Here is a 19,006-nt window from a genome sequence, read left to right on the forward strand (position 1 = left end):
CAGTAAATAATTGTTAGCGAAACAGTAAAAAACAATATGACAAATCTTGAAATAATTAAGAAACTCAAAGAATCAACCTTTACAGATGAGGATGGAGAACAATATCAACTTGAATTTCAAGAAGGATTAACCGATGCAGAAATTAAACAGCTAAAAGAACAATTTCCTAGTAAAAACATTGACGACGAAATACTAGAGATATTGAAAGAAACTAGAGGTTGGGATGGTTATGGACTTGAAATGGTTCATTTCGATTCCATTGGGCAGTTTGGCTTTTGGGAGTTATCAGCAAACTCTCTCACTCTTGGACACGATGGTTTTGGAAATCATTGGATTCTTGATTTAGATGGTAACGGAAACACGAATAAAGTATTTTTTGCTTGTCACGACCCAGCAGTTTTTGTTGTTCATTCACAAAGCATAAATGAATATTTAAACCATGTTTTAGAATTTTACCAAAGTCCTGAGGAGTGTTATTTGAATGAAATTCACGATAAAACCGTTATGACAATTTGGGATGAAAACGGACTATGTTCATCAAAAACCGAATTTGCAAATAGTAATCCTGGTTTCAAAGACTTCTTGAAAAAATTTGATGGAGATGAATGGACTGTAGCTGATCTAAGAGAAGGTAGAAATAAGGATGGCTTCGCTTGGGGAAAGTTTGGTGCTAATCAATTTACCGAAAGACATCCAACTGAATTAGTTTGGATCATAAAGAATAAAAAAAAAGGATTTTTAGCTAAACTTTTCGGATAATAAAGAATAATATCAAAAACTGAAATGTTTTTCCTTAGAAGAAGAATGAGATTCAAATTACAAACTCAGTTTTAGTAAAACGCATTAAATCTTATGTTTACTCCTATCATCAGAATTATCCTTGTCATTTCATGTATTGGAATGTCAATATTTTTTTATTCAAAAAATGATTTTACTAATATGGCAATGACTATACTAGCAGCAGGTCTTTTCGCTTACGGTTACTTTCAGTATGGAACCGTATATGCAGCCTTCAATCAGCTAAAAAAAAATAACTTTAAAAAAGCCGAAAAGCTGATCGCAAAGGTTAAAAATCCACGTTACTTAGCTAAAAGTCATAAAAGTTACTACCACTTTACAAAAGGAATTATTGCTTTTGAGAATGGTGATTGTGATTATGGTTACTCCGAATTGACTAAAGCTTTGGAAATTGGACTGCGAACAAAAAATGACACTTCAATAGTACTATTGAATTTGGCTGAAATAGAATTCGAGCGTAAAAAGTTAAAAGAAGCAGAGGCTTTTTTGAAACAGCTAAAAGAATTTAAATTAAAACCATTGGTCAAAGTAGAGGTAGATAAATTGATTGAAAAAATAAATGTAGAAAGACAAAAAACTGAACTTAAAAACTAGTTATATTCTATAGATTACGGTTATCCGTAATGGCACATTGAAGAAAAATACTACCTTGTTGGGCGGTTCTAAAACACTACTTCCCCCTGCCGTTTTAGAATTTTACTAAATAATTTAATTTTTGGGTGTAAAGTAACTTGTTGCTTTATGTATTTGTTACCTGCAAGCAAAAAAATATCATCTATTAAACTTATGGCAAAAATTCATAGTCTAAAAATATCAAATTACAGAGGAATTAAAAAACTTGAGCAAGTTTTTGGTATAACAGATTTCATATGTTTAATCGGGCGTGGAGATTCTGGGAAAACAACTATTCTTGACGCCATTTCGAAAGTTCTATCTCCAATATGGAATCAGACTTTTCATGATACAGACTTTTATAATGGAAATATTTCTAATTCAATTGAAATTGAGGCTTCCCTATATGATTTACCTATTAGTTTGACTAATGAAAACAAATATGGTCTTTATATCAGAGGCTTAGAAAAGGAAACTAATATTATCCATGATGACATAAAAGATGACTACCTAGAAATTCTTACAATAAAATTAATAGTTGATAAAAATTTAGAACCGAAATGGACTATCGTTAATAACCGAGAAAATCAAGAAGAAATTGAAATGAGGGCAAATGATAGAGCTAAACTGAATGTGTTTTTAGTTTCAGATTATGTAGATAAACACTTTTCTTGGAGTAAAGGAAATCCATTATATTCATTGTTAAAACAAGATGATTCTATTGATGAAAAAAATAATATAATTCTAGATGCGTTTAGAGAAGCAAAACAAGAAATTGATACAAGCTCATTCAATCATTTAGATGATACGGTTAAGAAAGTAGTAGATTCAGCCTCAAAATTGGGTGCTGACATTAAAGACAATACAACTACAACTATTGATTTTAAAGATATATCTATTAATAATCAAAGAATTAGTTTACATGATGATAAAATACCTTTTAGATTAAAAGGTAAAGGTTCTAAAAGAATAATTTCCATGGCTATCCAAACCGAACTATCAAAGTTAGGAGGAATTTTATTAATTGATGAAATTGAACAAGGGCTGGAACCAGATAGAGCACAACATCTAGCTCAAACTTTAAAAAGAGAGAATAAAGGTCAAATTTTTATAACAACACATTCTAGAGATGTATTAGTAGAATTGACTACAACTGATTTATTTAGAGTAAAAAACAACTACAGTAAACTTTATGAATTTGACTCATCTTTACAAGGGTGCATCCGTAGTAATCCAGAGGCTTTCTTTAGTAATAAGGTTTTAGTCTGTGAAGGACCAACCGAAATAGGATTTTGCAGAGGATTAAATAATTATTTAATTACTGAGAAAGGTATTAATTCCGCTATTAAAGGTGTTCGTTTTGCTAACGGTGGAGGTTCAACACAAATTGACTATACCAAAGCGTTTCTTAATGCAGGCTATAAAGTTTGTTTATTCTGTGACTCGGACGTACAGAAAATAAATGACGAAAAGAGTTCTCTCTCTTTTTTAGGTGTTACGGTTATTGATAGTGATGACAAAAAAGCTATGGAAAATCACATTTTTGAAGATTTACCTTGGGATGCTATCGTAGAATTGATAGAATATAGAATAGAAGAAAAAGATGAGGATAGTGTTAAGGCATCAATAAATTCAAAATATACATCTGAGTTAGGTGAAAACTGGAAAGATATAGATTCAAATGATTTAAGAGATGCAATTTATAAAGCTTCAATTGTAAAAAAGAAAGAGTGGTTTAAACGAACTGACCATGGAGAAGTTATTGGTAACATTAGTCTGAAATATAAGCAGAAGTTCCTTGATAAAAAATTAGGTAAACAAATTGACCAATTAATAAATTGGATTGAAAATGATTGATTACAAAGAATTTGTTTCCAAAGAAAAAAGCATGTTAATTGCACCAGCTGGATTTGGTAAAACATATACCATATCAGAATGTTTAATTCATTTAGAAGGTAAAGGAAAACAACTGATACTTACTCACACTCATGCAGGCGTAGCTTCTTTGAAGGAAAAATTCAAACAAAAAAAAATACATTCTTATAATTATAATATTGAAACTATAACGAGTTTTGCTCAAAAGTATGTGCTTTCATTTTATACAGGAATAGACATACCCTCTCAAGAGAATAGTAAAGAATATTATCCTTTCATAATAAATAAAGCTAAAGAAATATTTAAATTAAAACTTGTTAAAAATGTTATTTCAAGAACATACTCTGGCTTATTTGTTGACGAATATCAAGACTGTACTACTCAACAGCATGAATTAATCTCATCATTAGCTGATTTATTTCCGACTCATATTCTTGGTGATTACTTACAAGGAATCTTTGGCTTCAATGGTGAAGCACTTGTTGATATGCAAGCTGAGAATGATATGCTTGAATTTATTAATAATCAGTATTCCTTAAATCATCCCCAACGTTGGTTAAGAGGAAATAATAGTAACTTAGGATTAGATCTAAAAAAAATCAGGGAATCTTTAATTAAGAAAGAAGAAATTAATTTATCTGAGTTTCCATCAATTGAAACATTTACTATTGATGAACGAGATTTATATATACCGTATAAGGATTATTATAAAGAAATAACGAAACTTTTAAAAGAAGAAAATTTATTGATTTTACATCCTGATTCTACAAGTATTTATCCAAGACTTAAATTAGTTAAGCAATTTAATAATCGTATAAAGTTAATTGAATCAATAGATGATAAGGACTTTTATAAATTAGCAAAAACAGCTGATGAAATTACAAATGAAAATATAATTTCTAAGTTAAATGAGTTAAGCTATAAACTTTTTAATAAAACGGAGCTTGATAAGTGGTTTAATGAAAAAGGGTTTAAAAAGAAAAGAGAGGAAAAAGATCGGACATCTGTAATGTATCTTGAGTCCCTGATAGAAGAATTGAAAAATGATATTTCTTATATCAAGATTTCTTTTTTTTTAATTGGCGTAAAAGAACTTCAGGGTATAAAATCCCATAGGAGCGAATTGTTTAGCTCATTTGTGAAATCTTTAAGAGAAGCAGATGAGAATAAAATTTTAGTATCCGAAGCTATGACAAACAGTCGTAATGTAATTCGAAGAACTGGTCGTAAAGTATCGGGTAGATGTATTGGAACAACTTTACTAACAAAAGGACTAGAGTTTGATACTGTTGCTATAATAAATGCCCATAAATTTAAGTGTCCTAAACATCTTTATGTTGCATTAACCAGAGCATCTAAAAGACTATTAATATTCACTAATAAAGTTGAGTTGTTTCCTTATAAATAATGCTAGCAGATAACAATGTTTAATAAACATATGACGTTTTGCTTAACCATATATTTAGTATTTTTTTTATGAAGTAAGTTAAATATAAAATTTGGCGTTTATAGTAAAAAGATAAAGGCAATATATTTATATAAGTAATAAACCGAAACGTAAGTGTTTATCACCTGCCCTACGATTTCTTATACTAAACGTTGTATTCCCGATTAAAAACCATTGTGAGTGTTTAAAAAATATTTAATTGTAGTTACTGTCAACTTAGTATTGCTAACAATTATGTTAGCAATTTGGACAGATAAATTGGAATTAGAATTTAACGATTTGGTAAGACCTATCGAATTTTTGAAATTGATTGGAATTTCTATCCTCGGGCTAATTATTTTAGCTTCCTCAGTTTCATTTTTCCGGAAGTATAAAATTAACTCGGTGATGAAGAGAATTAAAATTTCCGTAATTTTCATGTTATTATTTAGCTTGTATTTCTATGTGGATTACTCCATAAAAATTTATACAAACAGAGTTTCTAATGGCGAACTAAGAAATGGAATTATGGAAAAAGTAAGTCCAATCGAGAATGGACTTGGCTTTGGAACAAAAGCGAGTAATCTCTCTATTAAAGAGTACTCGGAAATAACAAAAGTTAATTGGTTCAAAAAAATACCCAATAATGCTGAAAACATAGAATACAGATATAGTTACGAGGGATTTTTACCAGATTATTCTTTTTCAATAAGTTATGATTTACCAAAAGAATCTCAAGTTGACACCTTGAATTTTGTAGATGGTTCTTTTTCTAAAAAACAGAGTTTTAAGGTTGTTGGTAATAAAGTAAGGGTTACTTATTATGAATTGCAGATGTAGATAAAAATGGACTGTTAGAACTCATTGACAACACCAAAATGGAATACGAAAGTGCATCTGAAGGTAAAATTATCTGGATCTGTGAAAAGAAAATAGTCTTGACCCCAGGTGATGTTATTGGTAAAATTGAAGGTATTTAATATTCTCAGTAAACTAATTTGTCATCCAACGTATTAAACATCAATAACTTAATTTATCACTACTTCACCTACTTAAAAACTTACGAGTTATTGTAAGAAAGTATCCACTGGTAATTCTTAACTTTCGCCATTATATAAGTAGTTGCGAATAGTTTTGTTCCCCCAATAAAATTTATGAAATACTATGTAAATACTTCATTATCAAGGCTCAAAATGAGTAATTATATAAATGTTTAATTTTAAATTTTAAAAGAATGAAAAATTCAATGAAAATGATGGCAATTGCTTTTGCTTCATCAATTTTATTAACATCATGTTATTCTTACACAAGTGTTGTAGGTAGTGGTGCTCAAGGTAACAGCGAAACAACAGAATGGAACCATTACGTGGTTTACGGTTTGGCTCCAGTAGGTGTTTCTGATTCTAAGGCTATGGCTGGTGGTGCAGAAAACTACACAGTTACTACAAAACAAACATTTGTTAATGGTTTAGTTTCAGCTATTACTTTCGGTATCTATACTCCGACAACTACTACAGTTACTAAATAATTTTTTACAAAGAGGGAGTTTGCTTTTATTAGTAATCTCCCTTTTTATAATTTCTAGATCATGAAGAAAATTATATTTTACGTTGCTGCAGTTTTCGCCTTCTTTATGTTAATCAATATTGCAAGTATTCTAATATCAGATTTTAGTAGACTTACCGAATATGGTTTTGGTTACTTAGCTGGTAAAGTGATATTGTTTTTCTTGTTTGCTGTTGTTGCCTTTTTCTTAAGAAAAGAAGTTTTTAAACCTGCTATAGAATCGTAATTATAATGCAATTCCGAAAGTAAGAGTAGCGGTAAGCTACTCCTTCACCAACTCCTTACTCAATTCCTCTAAAGAAACCCCTTTAGTTTCCGGCATTTTGGTAATTGCCCATATTAATTGCAATACCATCATAGCGCAGAAGAAATAGTAGATATACCACACTTGGTCTTTCAATATTCCCTGGTCTGAGTCTAAGAAAAACGGAGTAATCAATGTTATAATCGCGGCAAATACCCAGTGCACACTTACGCCCCAAGATTGCCCGTATGCACGAACACTGTTTGGGAATATCTCAGAGATAAATACCCAAATTACCGCGCCTTGCCCAATGGCGTGAGAGGCAACAAATGTACAGATGAAGGTAAGTGTTAGAGTTGATCCTAAATCCATCTGAAAACAAAGTCCCACCATAATTAGACTAATAATATAGCCAATAGATCCAATGATGATCAATTGTCGTCTACCTAGCTTATCTAATAATCGAATACCGATAAAAGTAAAAATGAGATTTACGACACCGATGGCAATAGAATTAAAAAGCGATTCTTTACCGCCTAATCCTGCTTGCTCTAATATTTCGGGAGCATAATACAGTACAAAGTTGATACCAGATAATTGATTAAAAAAGGCAATAAAAAAGGCTAGATAAAGCACTTTAGAATATTTCTTTTGAAATAGTTTTTCACTTTTGGTAGTATGTTTTAGATCCGTTTTTATCTCTAGTAATTGCTGTTCAGCCTTTTCTTTAGTGTGTATAATCTCTAATATTTTTAAGGCAGCGGCATCATCCTTTTTGTGTAACGCCAACCATCTCGGACTTTCTGGTACGGTTAATACCATTGCAGTGTAAATAAATGCCGGTATGGCTTCTACGCCTAACATCCATCGCCAATCATTTACTCCGTCAAAACCTTTCAATAACCAGTTAGAGACAAAGGCAATTAGAATACCGAATACCAGCCAGAATTGATAGAGTCCGCCAAGCTTACCACGATTCTCCTTAGATGTAATCTCAGAGATATAAATAGGAGCAGCAACCGAAGAAATACCAACACCTACACCGCCTATAAAACGAAATACAGAGAACGAATAGGGATCTTGCGCCAATGCAGAACCTAGGGCAGAAACCAAGAATAGAACACCAACCCAGAGTAAGGTCTTTTTACGACCTAAATTTTTGGTAGGTATACCGCCAAAAAGCGAGCCTACAACAGTACCCCATAATGCCATACTCATAATGAATGTACCGTGAAATAGAGGCGAGGTATTCCAAAGTTGTTTAATAGGTTCGTTTGCTCCTGATATTACCACGGTATCAAATCCAAATAAAAAACCTGCAAGTGCTACGGTAATAGACCAAACGATAATTCTGTTCATTGTTGCGTTTTAAGTTGATGTTAAATATAATCAATGAATACGGTTAATTCTTAATCTAAAAGGACAACAAAAAAATTATAGAATTGCTAACTTGTGGTATCATTAAAAATTGAACGATGAAAGATTTAAAAAATAAAGTAGCTTATATAACAGGAGGCACTAAAGGTATTGGGTTTGCAGTGGCACAAACATTACTAAAACAAGGGATGAGAGTTGCTATTAGCGGTAGATCACAGAGCAGTGTAGACCAAGCGTTAAAAGATTTTGATAATGATGCTGTTTTAGGTATTGTATCTAATGTAGGTAAAATGGCAGATGAGAAAAATGCCGTTGCCAAAATAATGGAGAAATGGGGACAAGTAGATGTGGTATTGGCAAATGCCGGAGTAGGTCATTTTGCACCGATAGATGAGATGACAGATGAGCAATGGCATCAAATGATAGATACCAACTTAAATGGTGCATTTCATACGCTAAAGGCATCCGTAGAAGAATTAAAGAAGTCTAAAGGGTATTACATTACATTAGCGAGTTTGGCAGGTACAAACTTCTTTGCAAAAGCCGCAGGGTATAATGCTTCTAAATTTGGCGTAGTTGGTTTTACACAAGCTGCCATGTTAGATTTAAGACAGTATGATATTAAAGTGTCTACGATAATGCCAGGTTCTGTTTCAACACATTTTAATAACAACGAACCAGATGAGAAAGACGCATGGAAAATTCAACCAGAAGATATTGGCGAATTGGTGTTAGACTTATTACGAATGAACGAAAGAACCTTACCTAGTAAAATTGAGGTAAGGCCTACAAGACCAGACAAGAAGTAGTATTACACTTCTTTTTCGGTAAACGGAATGTCAGCATTACAGATTTCTGTAATTAACTGACCAAGTATCTGCTCGAAATCAGAAATTACCTCATTCGTAATAATGTGGTTTTTACTGGTTGCTCGGGCAGATTCTTTTTGTGCAAATAACAAGGTGCCTTCTGCAAAATTCTTCAAAGAAATTATACCTGCTTGAATAGATAGATTTTCTGCGGGATGTGTCTTAGAATACATCAATCCGTAGCAAAGTAATTGAAATGCCTTACTGTATTGATATTCTTCAGTTAGTATGTCCCATTCTACAATTTCTACATTACGGCGTTCTACTTTCCCAGTTTTATAATCGATGATTCGGGTAATTCCGTCATATTCATCAACACGGTCTAATTTTCCTTTTAAGATGATAGGAAAATCTAACCCGGCAACTTCTAAAGGTACTGATAGTGATTGCTCTAAAGCAATAATGGTAATGCTATGGTCTGCAAGTTCTTTTATCTCGACATCGATAAATGTCTGTATGTATTTAAGAATTACATGAAAAGAAATATAGTTTTTACCAGAACTGATGTTTCCATCTTTGAAGGTCTTTTCAAAATTCTGAGCGACAATGGTCGGTATTCCTTTTCGAATGCCATTAAGTAAATCTGCCGTAAGGGGTTTACCGATTAAAGGTGTATATAATTCTTCTAAACTATCATGAACAATGGTACCGAAAGTATTGGGTGCCAAGGTTTCTTCTACTTGTAATACTTCATTGATATTTAATAAATTCTGCTTGTAGAAATCTATAGGATTTCTAATGTAATTACTCAGCGAACTAGGTGAAAAACCTTTTCTAGCCTTGTCTTTAATAAGGGCTGCCAGCGAAGTGGTTTTTTCAACCTGTGCAATTTCTTTGGTAATAGGTTGTATAGTAGGGGTAGCGATAAATGATTTAATATTTGTTCTATTATCATCAGTTAATAACTGTGTAATCAATCGGCTACGCTCGCCGCCCTCCAAGGCATCTGGCTCTGTATTGTACAGTATATATACATTTTTGGCACGCTGTAATAAGCGATAGAAGTGATAGGTGTAAACCGCATCTTTCTCTTTATAGGTTGGTAATCCGTTTTTGATTTTTAGGTCGTACGGAATAAACGAATTATTAGATTTACCCGATGGCAATACACCTTCGTTTACAGAAGTAATAATGATTGTTTCAAAATCTAACAAGCGACTTTCTAGCATTCCCATAATTTGGATACCTTCAATAGGGTTTCCTTGAAAATCTAAAGTCTCTGAGCTTAACAGCTGTGAAAATAAATGTTTTAAACTTTTAAGATTATTGATATAGGTAAAGCTGTTACAAAGATCTTTTAGCTGATTGAAAAGTGTAAAGAATTTATAAAGCTGCTCTAGCAAAAGCGAATTTTCTTTTACCACGTCGATAACTCGTATAGCTTCAATAATAGCCAGAAAATTATCTATAAGTCGGTTCGGGTTATTCTTTACATCTTCGAATAGTAAGTTGATTGTTGCATTTTCTGGTAAAAGTTCGCGGATTTGTGTATTGGTGATGTAAGACCAGTTATTTGTTTTAATTTTTGATATTAAACTGTCTGTAGAGACTTCATTTGCGTCAAATAATAGCACGGCATATGAATGTGTCAAAAGATTTAGTAAGTGCTTGTAAAACCATCCTTTTTCTGTCTTTTGTTCATGAAACTCAATAAGGTTGGTAAAAAAGCTGGCCAAGGTAGTAGAAGCCAATTTTTGCCCCATGGTAATATTGGTAGCCGGTATATTATCTGGAATTGAATTTAATAACGGATTTAGTAATTCTTCATTACCAAGTACAATAGCGGCATTACGTAATGCATCAGGAGATTCATTCTGAATCTTGTACAGTAAATCACCCACATAATTTACTTGAGAGATATTTTTAGGCACCCCAATAATTTCAATGTGCTTTTCGGTATTGTAGTAATTGGTGAGTCCTGCAAGAGGTTTCCCTTTTAGAACATTCCATGTACTTTGGTAATTTCTTATAAAGAAACCGGCATCATGAATATTGTCTTGTAAAAAGTAGGGGTCAATATCCCAATAAATATCAGCATCTGTTTTTTCAAGAATGGTCTGTATCAAAATACTCTCTGCAGTATTCAAGGCATTAAAGCCAAGAAAGATGTGTTTTTTATTCGTGTTTTCAAGGTAGTTTGGTAATTCTGCTACCGAGGTTTTATAGATGAGTCCCTGGTGACCAAGTCCCTGTTCTAATAATCTGCCATTAAATTGTTTATAGATGTCTTCTAAATACCTCCAGAAGTGAAGGTAGTTTTCAATCATTTCAGAATTATCAGGATTCAATGACCAGTGGTTGACTTCTTGTATAGCAGCAACATTTTGGTATAGGGTAGAAGCGTCAACTAGGTAACGATCTACTTCATTAAAATCTTGTAATAGTATTTGTCCCCATTTTAAAAAAGAATCAAAAGATTCTTTTTCATAATCACCCACTTTTAAATAGGCATTATAGAGTTCAAATAATTGTGTGGTAGTATTTGCGGTGACCAGGTTAGAAACCTTTTCAATGAAATCTTCAATACTATAGATTTCTGGGGCAAGTACTGTTTGGGTAAGTGATTTTGATAGTATTTTTTTAAGAAATACACCCGCACGTTTACTGGGTAGAATAAAAACTACTTTACCAGTATCTGGGTTATTTTTTAAAACGTCTAGAACTACATCTTGTATAAAACTCTGCATATAGTGTAAAAATAAAAAAGCCCCGCAATATTGCGGGGCTTTTAGTTATTAAAACACTTAGGTTTTTATAAACTTATTTTACTAAGTTGATTTCTACCCTTCTGTTTTGAGCTCTACCAGCTCTTGTATTGTTTGTAGCCATTGGCTTAGACTCACCGTAACCTACAGCAGATAATCTAAACTCTTCGATTCCTTTGTCTACTAAGAATTCTTTTACAGAAAGAGCTCTTGACTCAGAAAGACTTTGGTTTAATTTTTCGCTACCTACGCTGTCAGTATGACCTTCAACAGTAAACTTAGCGTTAGGGTATTCTTTAAGGATTGTGATAATGTCAACCATTACAGAAGTAGACTCAGCTTTGATAGAAGATTTACCAGTATCAAATAAGATAGTTCTAGCATAATCATTCAATTGCTTTTGAACTTCAGCAGTTACTTCAGGACAACCAGCGTTAGCTACTGTACCAGCAACATCAGGACATTGATCATCTTTGTCAAGTACACCGTCACCGTCTTTATCAGCCCAAGGACAACCTTTGTTTTCAGCAGGACCAGCTTCAGCAGGACATGCATCATCTTTATCAGCAACACCATCGCCATCAGCATCAGGACAACCAGCTAAAGCAGGAAGACCAGCTTCGTTTGGACAAGCATCATCTTTATCAGCAACACCGTCACCGTCAGCATCAGGACATCCGTTCATTTCTTTAGAACCAGCTTCGTTAGGACAAGCATCTTTGCTGTCTTCGATACCATCGCCGTCAGAATCAGGACAACCGTTGAATGCTTCAAGACCAGCAACTTCTGGACAAGCATCATCTTTATCATAGATACCATCACCGTCAGTATCAGTACCACCAAATTTAACTGAAATACCAGCTAAGTGTTGGAAGTGAGGAGCTAAGTAATCTTCGAAAGCATGCTTGTAAGAAGATTGTAATGTAAGACCTAAGTTTTCAGTAAACCAGATATTAACACCAATACCACCATTTGCAGTACCAGCACCGATTTCATCGATCCAAGTATAACCACCACCGATCTCTACGAAAGGATCAATAACAGTTTGTCTTTTTATGATATCATATTTAATTGTACCATCTATAGCGTAGTGAGAAAGGTCGTCAACGCTAGTATCACCTAATTTGCTAATTTTGTTAAGAGAACCTCTTGCTCCAACAGAGAAACCATCCCCTATTGACTTAGATACTCCTACATAAGAGATAGAAGGTAAAATGTTCCAGTGATCGTTCACATTGAAGAATTCGTTACCGAAAGAACTTACATCCGAAGTAGGATATACGTCAATCGCGTTAACCCCAAATTGCACTTGCCAAGGGTTATTCTCGTCTTGCGCTTGTATGCTGTTGATACCTACTACTAGTAGGGCAACTGCCAATAATTTGCTAAGATGTTTCATGTATTAAATTTTAAGTTTAAGTGTTTATTAGCTGCAAATGTAACTTGTTAAATATTATTAACAAAATCAATTTCCTATTTTTTTTAGCGCATTTAATAGATTAAATACTGCATTTAAACGATTTTTAATTCTTTTCCGACTTCTGTAAAAGCTTTAATGGCAGCATCTAAGTGTTCTTTTGTATGCGCAGCAGATAGTTGAACCCTAATGCGGGCCTTACCTTTTGGCACTACAGGGTAGAAAAAACCAATTACATAAATTCCTTTTTCCAGTAACTTATTTGCCATGTCTTGTGATAATTTGGCATCGTATAACATTACAGGTACTATAGCAGAATCTCCATCAACAATGTCGAAACCCGCGTTTTTAATGCCTTTTTTGAAGTATGCAGTATTTTCTTGCAATTTATCTCGTAACGAAGTGTCGTTTTCTAACATATCGAACACCTTAATAGATGCCCCTACTATAGCTGGCGCTAAAGAGTTAGAGAACAAATAAGGTCTAGAGCGTTGTCTTAATAATGTTATAATTTCTTTTTTACCAGTGGTGTAACCACCCATGGCACCGCCTAATGCTTTACCAAGTGTACCGGTAATAATGTCAATTCTGCCCATAACACCCTTTTCTTCTAAGGTGCCTTTTCCTTTTTCACCTATAAATCCAGTGGCATGGCATTCATCTATCATAACTAATGCATCGTACTTATCGGCTAGATCACAAATTTTATCTAGCGGAGCTACAATACCATCCATAGAGAATACGCCGTCGGTAACAATAATTTTAAATCGTGCGCCGTCTTCATTTGCTTTTATAAGTTGTGCTTCTAAATCTTGCATGTCGCTATTAGCATAACGGTAGCGCTTAGCTTTACACAAACGCACACCATCAATAATAGAGGCATGGTTTAGAGAATCAGAAATAATAGCATCTTCTGCATTTAGCAAAGGTTCGAACACTCCGCCATTGGCATCAAAGGCAGCGGCATATAATATGGTGTCTTCTGTACCATAAAAGTGGGCAATCTTTGCTTCTAATGTCTTGTGTATATCTTGGGTACCACAAATAAATCGAACAGAAGACATACCGAAGCCATGCGTATCCATAGCATCTTTAGCCGCCTGTATAACATCGGGGTGAGATGAAAGTCCTAAATAATTATTAGCACAAAAATTGATAACCTCTTGCCCGGTGTCGATTTTAATTACAGCATCTTGCGGAGAAACAATAATCCGTTCCTCTTTAAAGAGTCCGTCATTTTTGATGTTCTCAATTTCTTGCTGTAGATGTTCTTTAATTTTTCCGTACATATTCCTTTATATATAATCTAGTTCTATTTCAGTATTAATATACACAATGATCTTATGATCTATAGTGTAGCCCATATTTGAAAAACTCTGGGCATAAGTATTTATTTGATGATGATATTTCGGGTTTTGCTCTCCCGTCTTGTAATCTATAATGGTAGCGTGGTTATTTTTCAGCACCACCCTATCTGGTCTTTGAACCGTACCATCTGCCATTAATAGGTCGCGTTCATTTAGTACTTCAACATCATTTTGGTAAAATTGCGTCAAATCTTTATGAAAGATGACCTTTTTTACAATTTCCTTTATCCCGTTTACTTCTTGCTCTTTTATCAATCCTTTTTGTAGCGCCATTTGTACAGCTCTATCTAAATCGGCAGTTGTAAAAATAGCGCCTAATATATAATGTATAACATTACCTTGATTAATGGCAACATCTAAGCCCTCGTCCCATAAAGTTCCGGCTAATGCAAGTATCTTAAAATCGGGCCTATTTATGTTGGTATATATATAAGGTATAGTAAGTTGATCTGTACTGGTTTGTTTTTTAGAGGTCTGTGGTATTAATTCACCAAAGTCGTATGATAGTTTATCTTGTTGATATTCGCCTATGCTCTTTAGAAAATGAATGAATAGACCAGAATAACTATTGGTATTGTGTTCTCCTTTTCTATCAAGCTTGTTGGCGCTAATAATAAACAGGGCATTAACCGCTCTAGTAAGCACTACATATAAAAGGTTAAAAGCATCGAGCTGTAATTTTTGATGATCAATTTCATATAGCAATGATTCGATTTCACCGTATTCTTGAACTTCTTGCTTTTTATTAATAAGTACTTCGGAAAAGCCAAGGAATTCTTCTTTGCTTACCGGAAGCCATAATTTTGGGTCGATCTCTTCATACACATTTGAATTTGCATAGGGGAAAATAACTACCGGAAATTCCAACCCTTTAGATTTATGAATGGTCATAATCTGTACCGATTCAATATTTTCGGGTGTACTGATGCTTGCTGAGTTGCCTTTTTTATCCCAATAATCTAAAAAGGACTGCATGTCTGAGCCATATTTCTGCTCAACATCAAAAACGAGATCCATAAATGCAGAAAGGTGAGCATCTGAAGTAGGGATAAGGTCAAAGGTTTTTATGGCATAAGCCAATCCGTCAAAAACTGAAGCTTGTCTAAGTTTAGAAGCATCAAAACCATAGGTTTCAAAAAGGTGTGTATTAAGTTTTCCTAAATTCTCATAGATATAGGCATGCTTATCTTTTTTTCCATCCGACAGAAAATTTAAAATCTCATATTGGATCTCTAGTTCTGTAGGTTGAACCATATACCTTATCAATTGCACCAAGAAAATAGCTTTGGCACTTTCACTTAGTAATAAAGAATCTGAAGAAACCACGGGAATTTTGTGCTGCATTAAAAAATCTGCCAGCAGAAGACCATGCTTTTTCTTTCTTATAATAATACAGATATCGCTATAAGTATAGCCTTGGCTTAAACATTGCTGAATAGTAGCCAATGTGTTCGCTGCATATTCCTCATCAGTATCTTCTTCTAATAATGAAATATTTACGTAGCCACCTTCTTTCTGATTGGTTTCTTGTGTATTACCAATTTTAAAGAACTCTTGATATATATCATTCTCTAAAAACGGACTTATACTTTGAAAAAAGTTGTTATTGAAGTTGATGATCTCTGCATAACTTCTATAGTTTTTTGGTAGCGTAACCAAATCAGACTGTATGGTGAATGGGTGCGCTTGATGTGTTGCCAGCTCAAGAAATTGTTCAGCTTTACCACCACGCCATCTATAAATAGCTTGCTTAGGGTCGCCCACTAAAAACAAAGATCCGATACTGCCCAATTCATCTTCACCCTCCATGGCACTACCAATTAAAGGAATAAGATTTTCCCATTGCATTTGCGAAGTATCTTGAAATTCGTCGATGAAATAATGACGATACTTTTCTCCAAGACGCTCGTAAATAAAAGGTGCAGGTTGATCCTTGACCTCTTTTGCAATTAGGGTGTTAAATTCAGAAATAGACAATTGGTCTTTTTCTTCTTGAATAATCTTCAGTTCTTTCTGTATCGCATTTAATAACGCAAAAGGGATAATGTTTCTATTGATGTTAGCATACAATCCCCTTTTATAAATAAGCTGTTTTATTGCTTGATAATGATGAAGTAATTGAGGCGCTAATTCTGCCGGAGCATTTTTAACGGTGGCTTTTACTATTTTTCCCTCAATTAAATTATCCTCAAGTTTGTTATTGTAGAGTTGTGTAGGAGTAAAGTTTTCAGCAACTATTTTCTTGAAATGGTTAGGTAAGGTTTCTCTAGGGAAATCTTTTAAATCTAAACCAGATGAAGTGATAACGTCAAGAGCGGCAGTAGCAAGTGCTACAATTTTTTTCTCTAAATTTTTGGTTTCTTTTTTAAGATGCGTTTGCAGCTTTAGAAAATCGCCTAATTCTATTTCTTGTAAATGTTTTAAATGTTCGGCATTGTTCTCATCGAATATCAGTTTACCAATTTTCAATAGATCAAAACCAATATCCCAACTACGGTCATCTTCAATTTTTTCAATGGCAAAATCTAAAAGCACTTTTGTAAACTCGGGATCCTCACCCGCTTTACTAATAACGCGCTCAACTGCCTCTTGTAAAAGTAGGTCTACATCAAGAACAACCTCAAAGTTTTGAGGGATCTTCAAATCTTTCGCGAAAGTTCTAATAAGTCTGTGGGTAAACTTATCTATGGTAGAAATATCAAAAAAGGCGTAGTTATGTAGTATTTGCTTTAATCGAAGTTTGCTTAATGCTGGTAGCTCTTCAAAAGTGTAACTAGTTTCGTTTAGAATGTCATTAAATAACGGATTAGCATCTTCAATAGAAGTAATTTTAGAAAACTCGAACAGGCTGTTCAATATTCTATGTTTCATCTCATTTACTGCTTTGTTCGTAAATGTGATAGCTAATATTTTTCTGAAATTCTGCGGCGAAGCCAGTATAATTTTCAAGTAAACCTTAGCAAGAGCATAGGTTTTGCCTGATCCGGCAGAGGCATTGTATATGGTAAAAGAATTCCTGGACACTGATTTTTACTGCAAATTAAGGATTCCTGTACAGTTCTTAACAAATTATTACATGAATATAAATGTTAAAATCCGTAACTTTGGTAGACAATTAATATTAATCTAAAAATACATAAATTATGGCTTTTGAACTACCAAAATTGCCTTACGCCTATGATGCTCTTGAGCCTCATATCGATGCAAGGACAATGGAAATACATCATACAAAACATCACCAAGGATATACATCTAAATTAAATGCTGCTATAGAGGGTACTGACCTTGCTGGGAAGTCTATAGAAGATATTTTAACAGGATTGGATATGAGTAATGGTGCTGTTAGAAATAACGGTGGCGGATTCTACAATCACTCATTATTCTGGACAATCTTATCACCAAACGGTGGTGGAAAGCCAAGTGGCGAATTAGCAGCTGCAATTGATAGCGCTTTTGGTTCTTTCGAAGAATTCAAAACTAAGTTTACAACTGCTGCGGGTACAAGATTCGGTTCTGGTTGGGCATGGTTATGTGTTCATAAAGGAGGTAAAGTAGAAGTATGTTCTACACCAAATCAAGACAATCCATTAATGCCAGGAGTTGAATGTGGAGGTCTACCAATTTTAGGTTTAGATGTATGGGAACATGCATATTACCTAAATTACCAAAACAAGAGACCAGATTATATTGAAGCGTTTTTCAATATCATTAACTGGGATGAAGTTTCGAAAAGATACGCTAGTAACAAATAAGAAAGAGTAGAAATATTCTTAACTATCTTGTAGGAAACCACTTATGAATTATTCATGGGTGGTTTTTTTGGTTTTAAAATAGAAAAGGGCGGAGAAATCTCCACCCTTTTCGTCCCAAATCTTACCATAAACTTAACCTACTTATGCTATGGCGAGACTAAATTACTGGTATTGAGTAAATAAAAAAAGGATTTTTAAGAAAAATATAAACTTTTATTTAACAGAAGATGTTTTACTAGGGGTAGGTCATTAGGGCTAACTAGTTGTTTTATAAGCCAATTGGTATAAAATAAAAAGACGGAGCATTGCTCCGTCTTTTCCCCAAATCTTACCATGAACTTAACCTACTTATGCTATGGTTCTGTAAATATATAGGCATGCGGGGTTTTATAAAAAGCTATTCGTTGTACTTCACAAACTTAGGTTGTACTACTAGAATTAAAAATTTAGGAAGATTTTGTGGTTGTGAAGTTAGAAATGGCTGTAAAATAAAAAGACGGAGCATTGCTCCGTCTTTTCCCCAAATCTTACCATGAACTTAACCTACTTATGCTATGGTTCTGTAAATGTATAGGCATATGGGCTATTATAAAAAGCTATTCGTTGTACGTCACAAACTTAAGTTGTAATGCTAGAATTGAAAGTTTAAGAAGATTTTGTGCGGTGGTGAAGTTAGAAATGGCTGTAAAATAAAAAGACGGAGCATTGCTCCGTCCTTTTCCCCAAATCTTACCATGAACTTAACCTACTTATGCTATGGTTCTGTAAATGTAATAGGCTTATTAATGATTGTAAAAGGTATTGGCTGAAAGTCTCGTAATTACGTTAAAAAGAGCTTTGTGAAGAAACGGATTACAATTTGGTGGCGAGAAAAAATGGCAAATAAAAAAGGTGGAGAAATCTCCACCTTTTTTGCCCCAAATCTTACCATGAACTTAACCTACTTATGCTATGGTAGCTCTAAATGTAAAGCTGGTTAATTCAAATCGACCATTCAG

At 33.7% G+C, this 19,006-nt stretch carries 15 protein-coding genes; 10 read left to right on the forward strand and 5 right to left on the reverse strand.

Annotated features, from left to right (window positions below; genetic code table 11):
- Positions 1-36 precede the first annotated feature (36 nt).
- The 7 genes from QSV08_RS16960 to QSV08_RS16990 all read left to right on the forward strand — a co-directional run bounded on the left by QSV08_RS16960 (position 37) and on the right by QSV08_RS16990 (position 6,503).
- Positions 37-759 (forward strand): SMI1/KNR4 family protein, encoded by a 723-nt coding sequence (locus tag QSV08_RS16960; protein WP_324024896.1) that lies wholly within the window; start codon positions 37-39, stop codon positions 757-759.
- Between the two features lie 93 nt (positions 760-852).
- Positions 853-1,392: a tetratricopeptide repeat protein gene (locus QSV08_RS16965; protein WP_324024897.1), complete on the forward strand. Its 540-nt coding sequence runs from the start codon at positions 853-855 to the stop codon at positions 1,390-1,392.
- Positions 1,393-1,584: 192 nt separating this feature from the next.
- A complete protein-coding gene (locus QSV08_RS16970; RefSeq protein WP_324024898.1) occupies positions 1,585-3,267 on the forward strand; it encodes an ATP-dependent nuclease in 1,683 nt (560 codons plus the stop codon).
- Positions 3,260-4,693: a UvrD-helicase domain-containing protein gene (locus tag QSV08_RS16975; RefSeq protein WP_324024899.1), complete on the forward strand. Its 1,434-nt coding sequence runs from the start codon at positions 3,260-3,262 to the stop codon at positions 4,691-4,693. Before QSV08_RS16970 ends, QSV08_RS16975 begins: the two co-directional genes overlap by 8 nt.
- Positions 4,694-5,119: 426 nt before the next feature.
- Positions 5,120-5,551, forward strand: a complete 432-nt coding sequence (locus QSV08_RS16980; protein WP_324024900.1) for a hypothetical protein — start codon at positions 5,120-5,122, stop codon at positions 5,549-5,551.
- 394 nt (positions 5,552-5,945) lie between these two features.
- Positions 5,946-6,239, forward strand: a complete 294-nt coding sequence (locus tag QSV08_RS16985) for a Bor family protein (RefSeq protein WP_324024901.1) — start codon at positions 5,946-5,948, stop codon at positions 6,237-6,239.
- Between the two features lie 60 nt (positions 6,240-6,299).
- Positions 6,300-6,503 carry a hypothetical protein gene (locus QSV08_RS16990; RefSeq protein ID WP_324024902.1) on the forward strand — a complete coding sequence of 68 codons (204 nt, stop codon included), beginning with the start codon at positions 6,300-6,302 and terminating at the stop codon, positions 6,501-6,503.
- Positions 6,504-6,539: 36 nt separating this feature from the next.
- Here the strand turns inward: QSV08_RS16990 and QSV08_RS16995 are convergent, their stop codons facing one another.
- Positions 6,540-7,880: a sugar porter family MFS transporter gene (locus QSV08_RS16995; RefSeq protein ID WP_324024903.1), complete on the reverse strand. Its 1,341-nt coding sequence runs from the start codon at positions 7,878-7,880 to the stop codon at positions 6,540-6,542.
- 116 nt (positions 7,881-7,996) lie between these two features.
- Between QSV08_RS16995 and QSV08_RS17000 the strand changes: the two genes are divergently transcribed.
- Positions 7,997-8,707, forward strand: coding sequence for an SDR family oxidoreductase (locus QSV08_RS17000; protein WP_324024904.1), 711 nt, complete (start codon positions 7,997-7,999; stop codon positions 8,705-8,707).
- A 2-nt stretch (positions 8,708-8,709) separates the two neighbouring features.
- Here the strand turns inward: QSV08_RS17000 and QSV08_RS17005 are convergent, their stop codons facing one another.
- From QSV08_RS17005 to QSV08_RS17020, 4 genes are all read right to left on the reverse strand, one after another.
- Positions 8,710-11,454 carry a PD-(D/E)XK nuclease family protein gene (locus QSV08_RS17005; protein ID WP_324024905.1) on the reverse strand — a complete coding sequence of 915 codons (2,745 nt, stop codon included), beginning with the start codon at positions 11,452-11,454 and terminating at the stop codon, positions 8,710-8,712.
- Positions 11,455-11,527: 73 nt separating this feature from the next.
- The gene (locus QSV08_RS17010; RefSeq protein WP_324024906.1) at positions 11,528-12,871 is read right to left on the reverse strand and encodes an OmpA family protein; all 1,344 of its coding nucleotides are present in this window, start codon (positions 12,869-12,871) and stop codon (positions 11,528-11,530) included.
- A 113-nt stretch (positions 12,872-12,984) separates the two neighbouring features.
- Positions 12,985-14,178, reverse strand: coding sequence for a glycine C-acetyltransferase (gene kbl, locus QSV08_RS17015; protein WP_324024907.1), 1,194 nt, complete (start codon positions 14,176-14,178; stop codon positions 12,985-12,987).
- A gap of 6 nt (positions 14,179-14,184) precedes the next feature.
- Positions 14,185-17,280, reverse strand: a complete 3,096-nt coding sequence (locus QSV08_RS17020) for a UvrD-helicase domain-containing protein (protein ID WP_324024908.1) — start codon at positions 17,278-17,280, stop codon at positions 14,185-14,187.
- Positions 17,281-17,399: 119 nt separating this feature from the next.
- On the opposite strand from QSV08_RS17020, the gene QSV08_RS17025 reads away from it, so the two are divergent.
- Both QSV08_RS17025 and QSV08_RS17030 read left to right on the forward strand, forming a co-directional pair.
- Complete coding sequence (locus QSV08_RS17025; protein ID WP_324024909.1) at positions 17,400-18,008, forward strand: superoxide dismutase; 609 nt, start codon at positions 17,400-17,402, stop codon at positions 18,006-18,008.
- A gap of 839 nt (positions 18,009-18,847) precedes the next feature.
- Positions 18,848-18,988: a hypothetical protein gene (locus tag QSV08_RS17030; protein WP_324024910.1), complete on the forward strand. Its 141-nt coding sequence runs from the start codon at positions 18,848-18,850 to the stop codon at positions 18,986-18,988.
- Positions 18,989-19,006 lie beyond the last annotated feature (18 nt).

The sequence above is a fragment of the Maribacter sp. BPC-D8 genome (genome assembly GCF_035207705.1).
In the GTDB taxonomy this organism is placed as follows: domain Bacteria; phylum Bacteroidota; class Bacteroidia; order Flavobacteriales; family Flavobacteriaceae; genus Maribacter.

What these genes read in the sequence shown, in the direction of transcription:
- QSV08_RS16960 (WP_324024896.1), top strand. Translation starts at nt 37, where the DNA reads ATGACAAATCTTGAAATAATTAAGAAACTCAAAGAATCAACCTTTACA.
- QSV08_RS16965 (WP_324024897.1), top strand. Translation starts at nt 853, where the DNA reads ATGTTTACTCCTATCATCAGAATTATCCTTGTCATTTCATGTATTGGA.
- QSV08_RS16970 (WP_324024898.1), top strand. Translation starts at nt 1,585, where the DNA reads ATGGCAAAAATTCATAGTCTAAAAATATCAAATTACAGAGGAATTAAA.
- QSV08_RS16975 (WP_324024899.1), top strand. Translation starts at nt 3,260, where the DNA reads ATGATTGATTACAAAGAATTTGTTTCCAAAGAAAAAAGCATGTTAATT.
- QSV08_RS16980 (WP_324024900.1), top strand. Translation starts at nt 5,120, where the DNA reads ATGAAGAGAATTAAAATTTCCGTAATTTTCATGTTATTATTTAGCTTG.
- QSV08_RS16985 (WP_324024901.1), top strand. Translation starts at nt 5,946, where the DNA reads ATGAAAAATTCAATGAAAATGATGGCAATTGCTTTTGCTTCATCAATT.
- QSV08_RS16990 (WP_324024902.1), top strand. Translation starts at nt 6,300, where the DNA reads ATGAAGAAAATTATATTTTACGTTGCTGCAGTTTTCGCCTTCTTTATG.
- QSV08_RS16995 (WP_324024903.1), bottom strand. Translation starts at nt 7,880, where the DNA reads ATGAACAGAATTATCGTTTGGTCTATTACCGTAGCACTTGCAGGTTTT.
- QSV08_RS17000 (WP_324024904.1), top strand. Translation starts at nt 7,997, where the DNA reads ATGAAAGATTTAAAAAATAAAGTAGCTTATATAACAGGAGGCACTAAA.
- QSV08_RS17005 (WP_324024905.1), bottom strand. Translation starts at nt 11,454, where the DNA reads ATGCAGAGTTTTATACAAGATGTAGTTCTAGACGTTTTAAAAAATAAC.
- QSV08_RS17010 (WP_324024906.1), bottom strand. Translation starts at nt 12,871, where the DNA reads ATGAAACATCTTAGCAAATTATTGGCAGTTGCCCTACTAGTAGTAGGT.
- kbl (WP_324024907.1), bottom strand. Translation starts at nt 14,178, where the DNA reads ATGTACGGAAAAATTAAAGAACATCTACAGCAAGAAATTGAGAACATC.
- QSV08_RS17025 (WP_324024909.1), top strand. Translation starts at nt 17,400, where the DNA reads ATGGCTTTTGAACTACCAAAATTGCCTTACGCCTATGATGCTCTTGAG.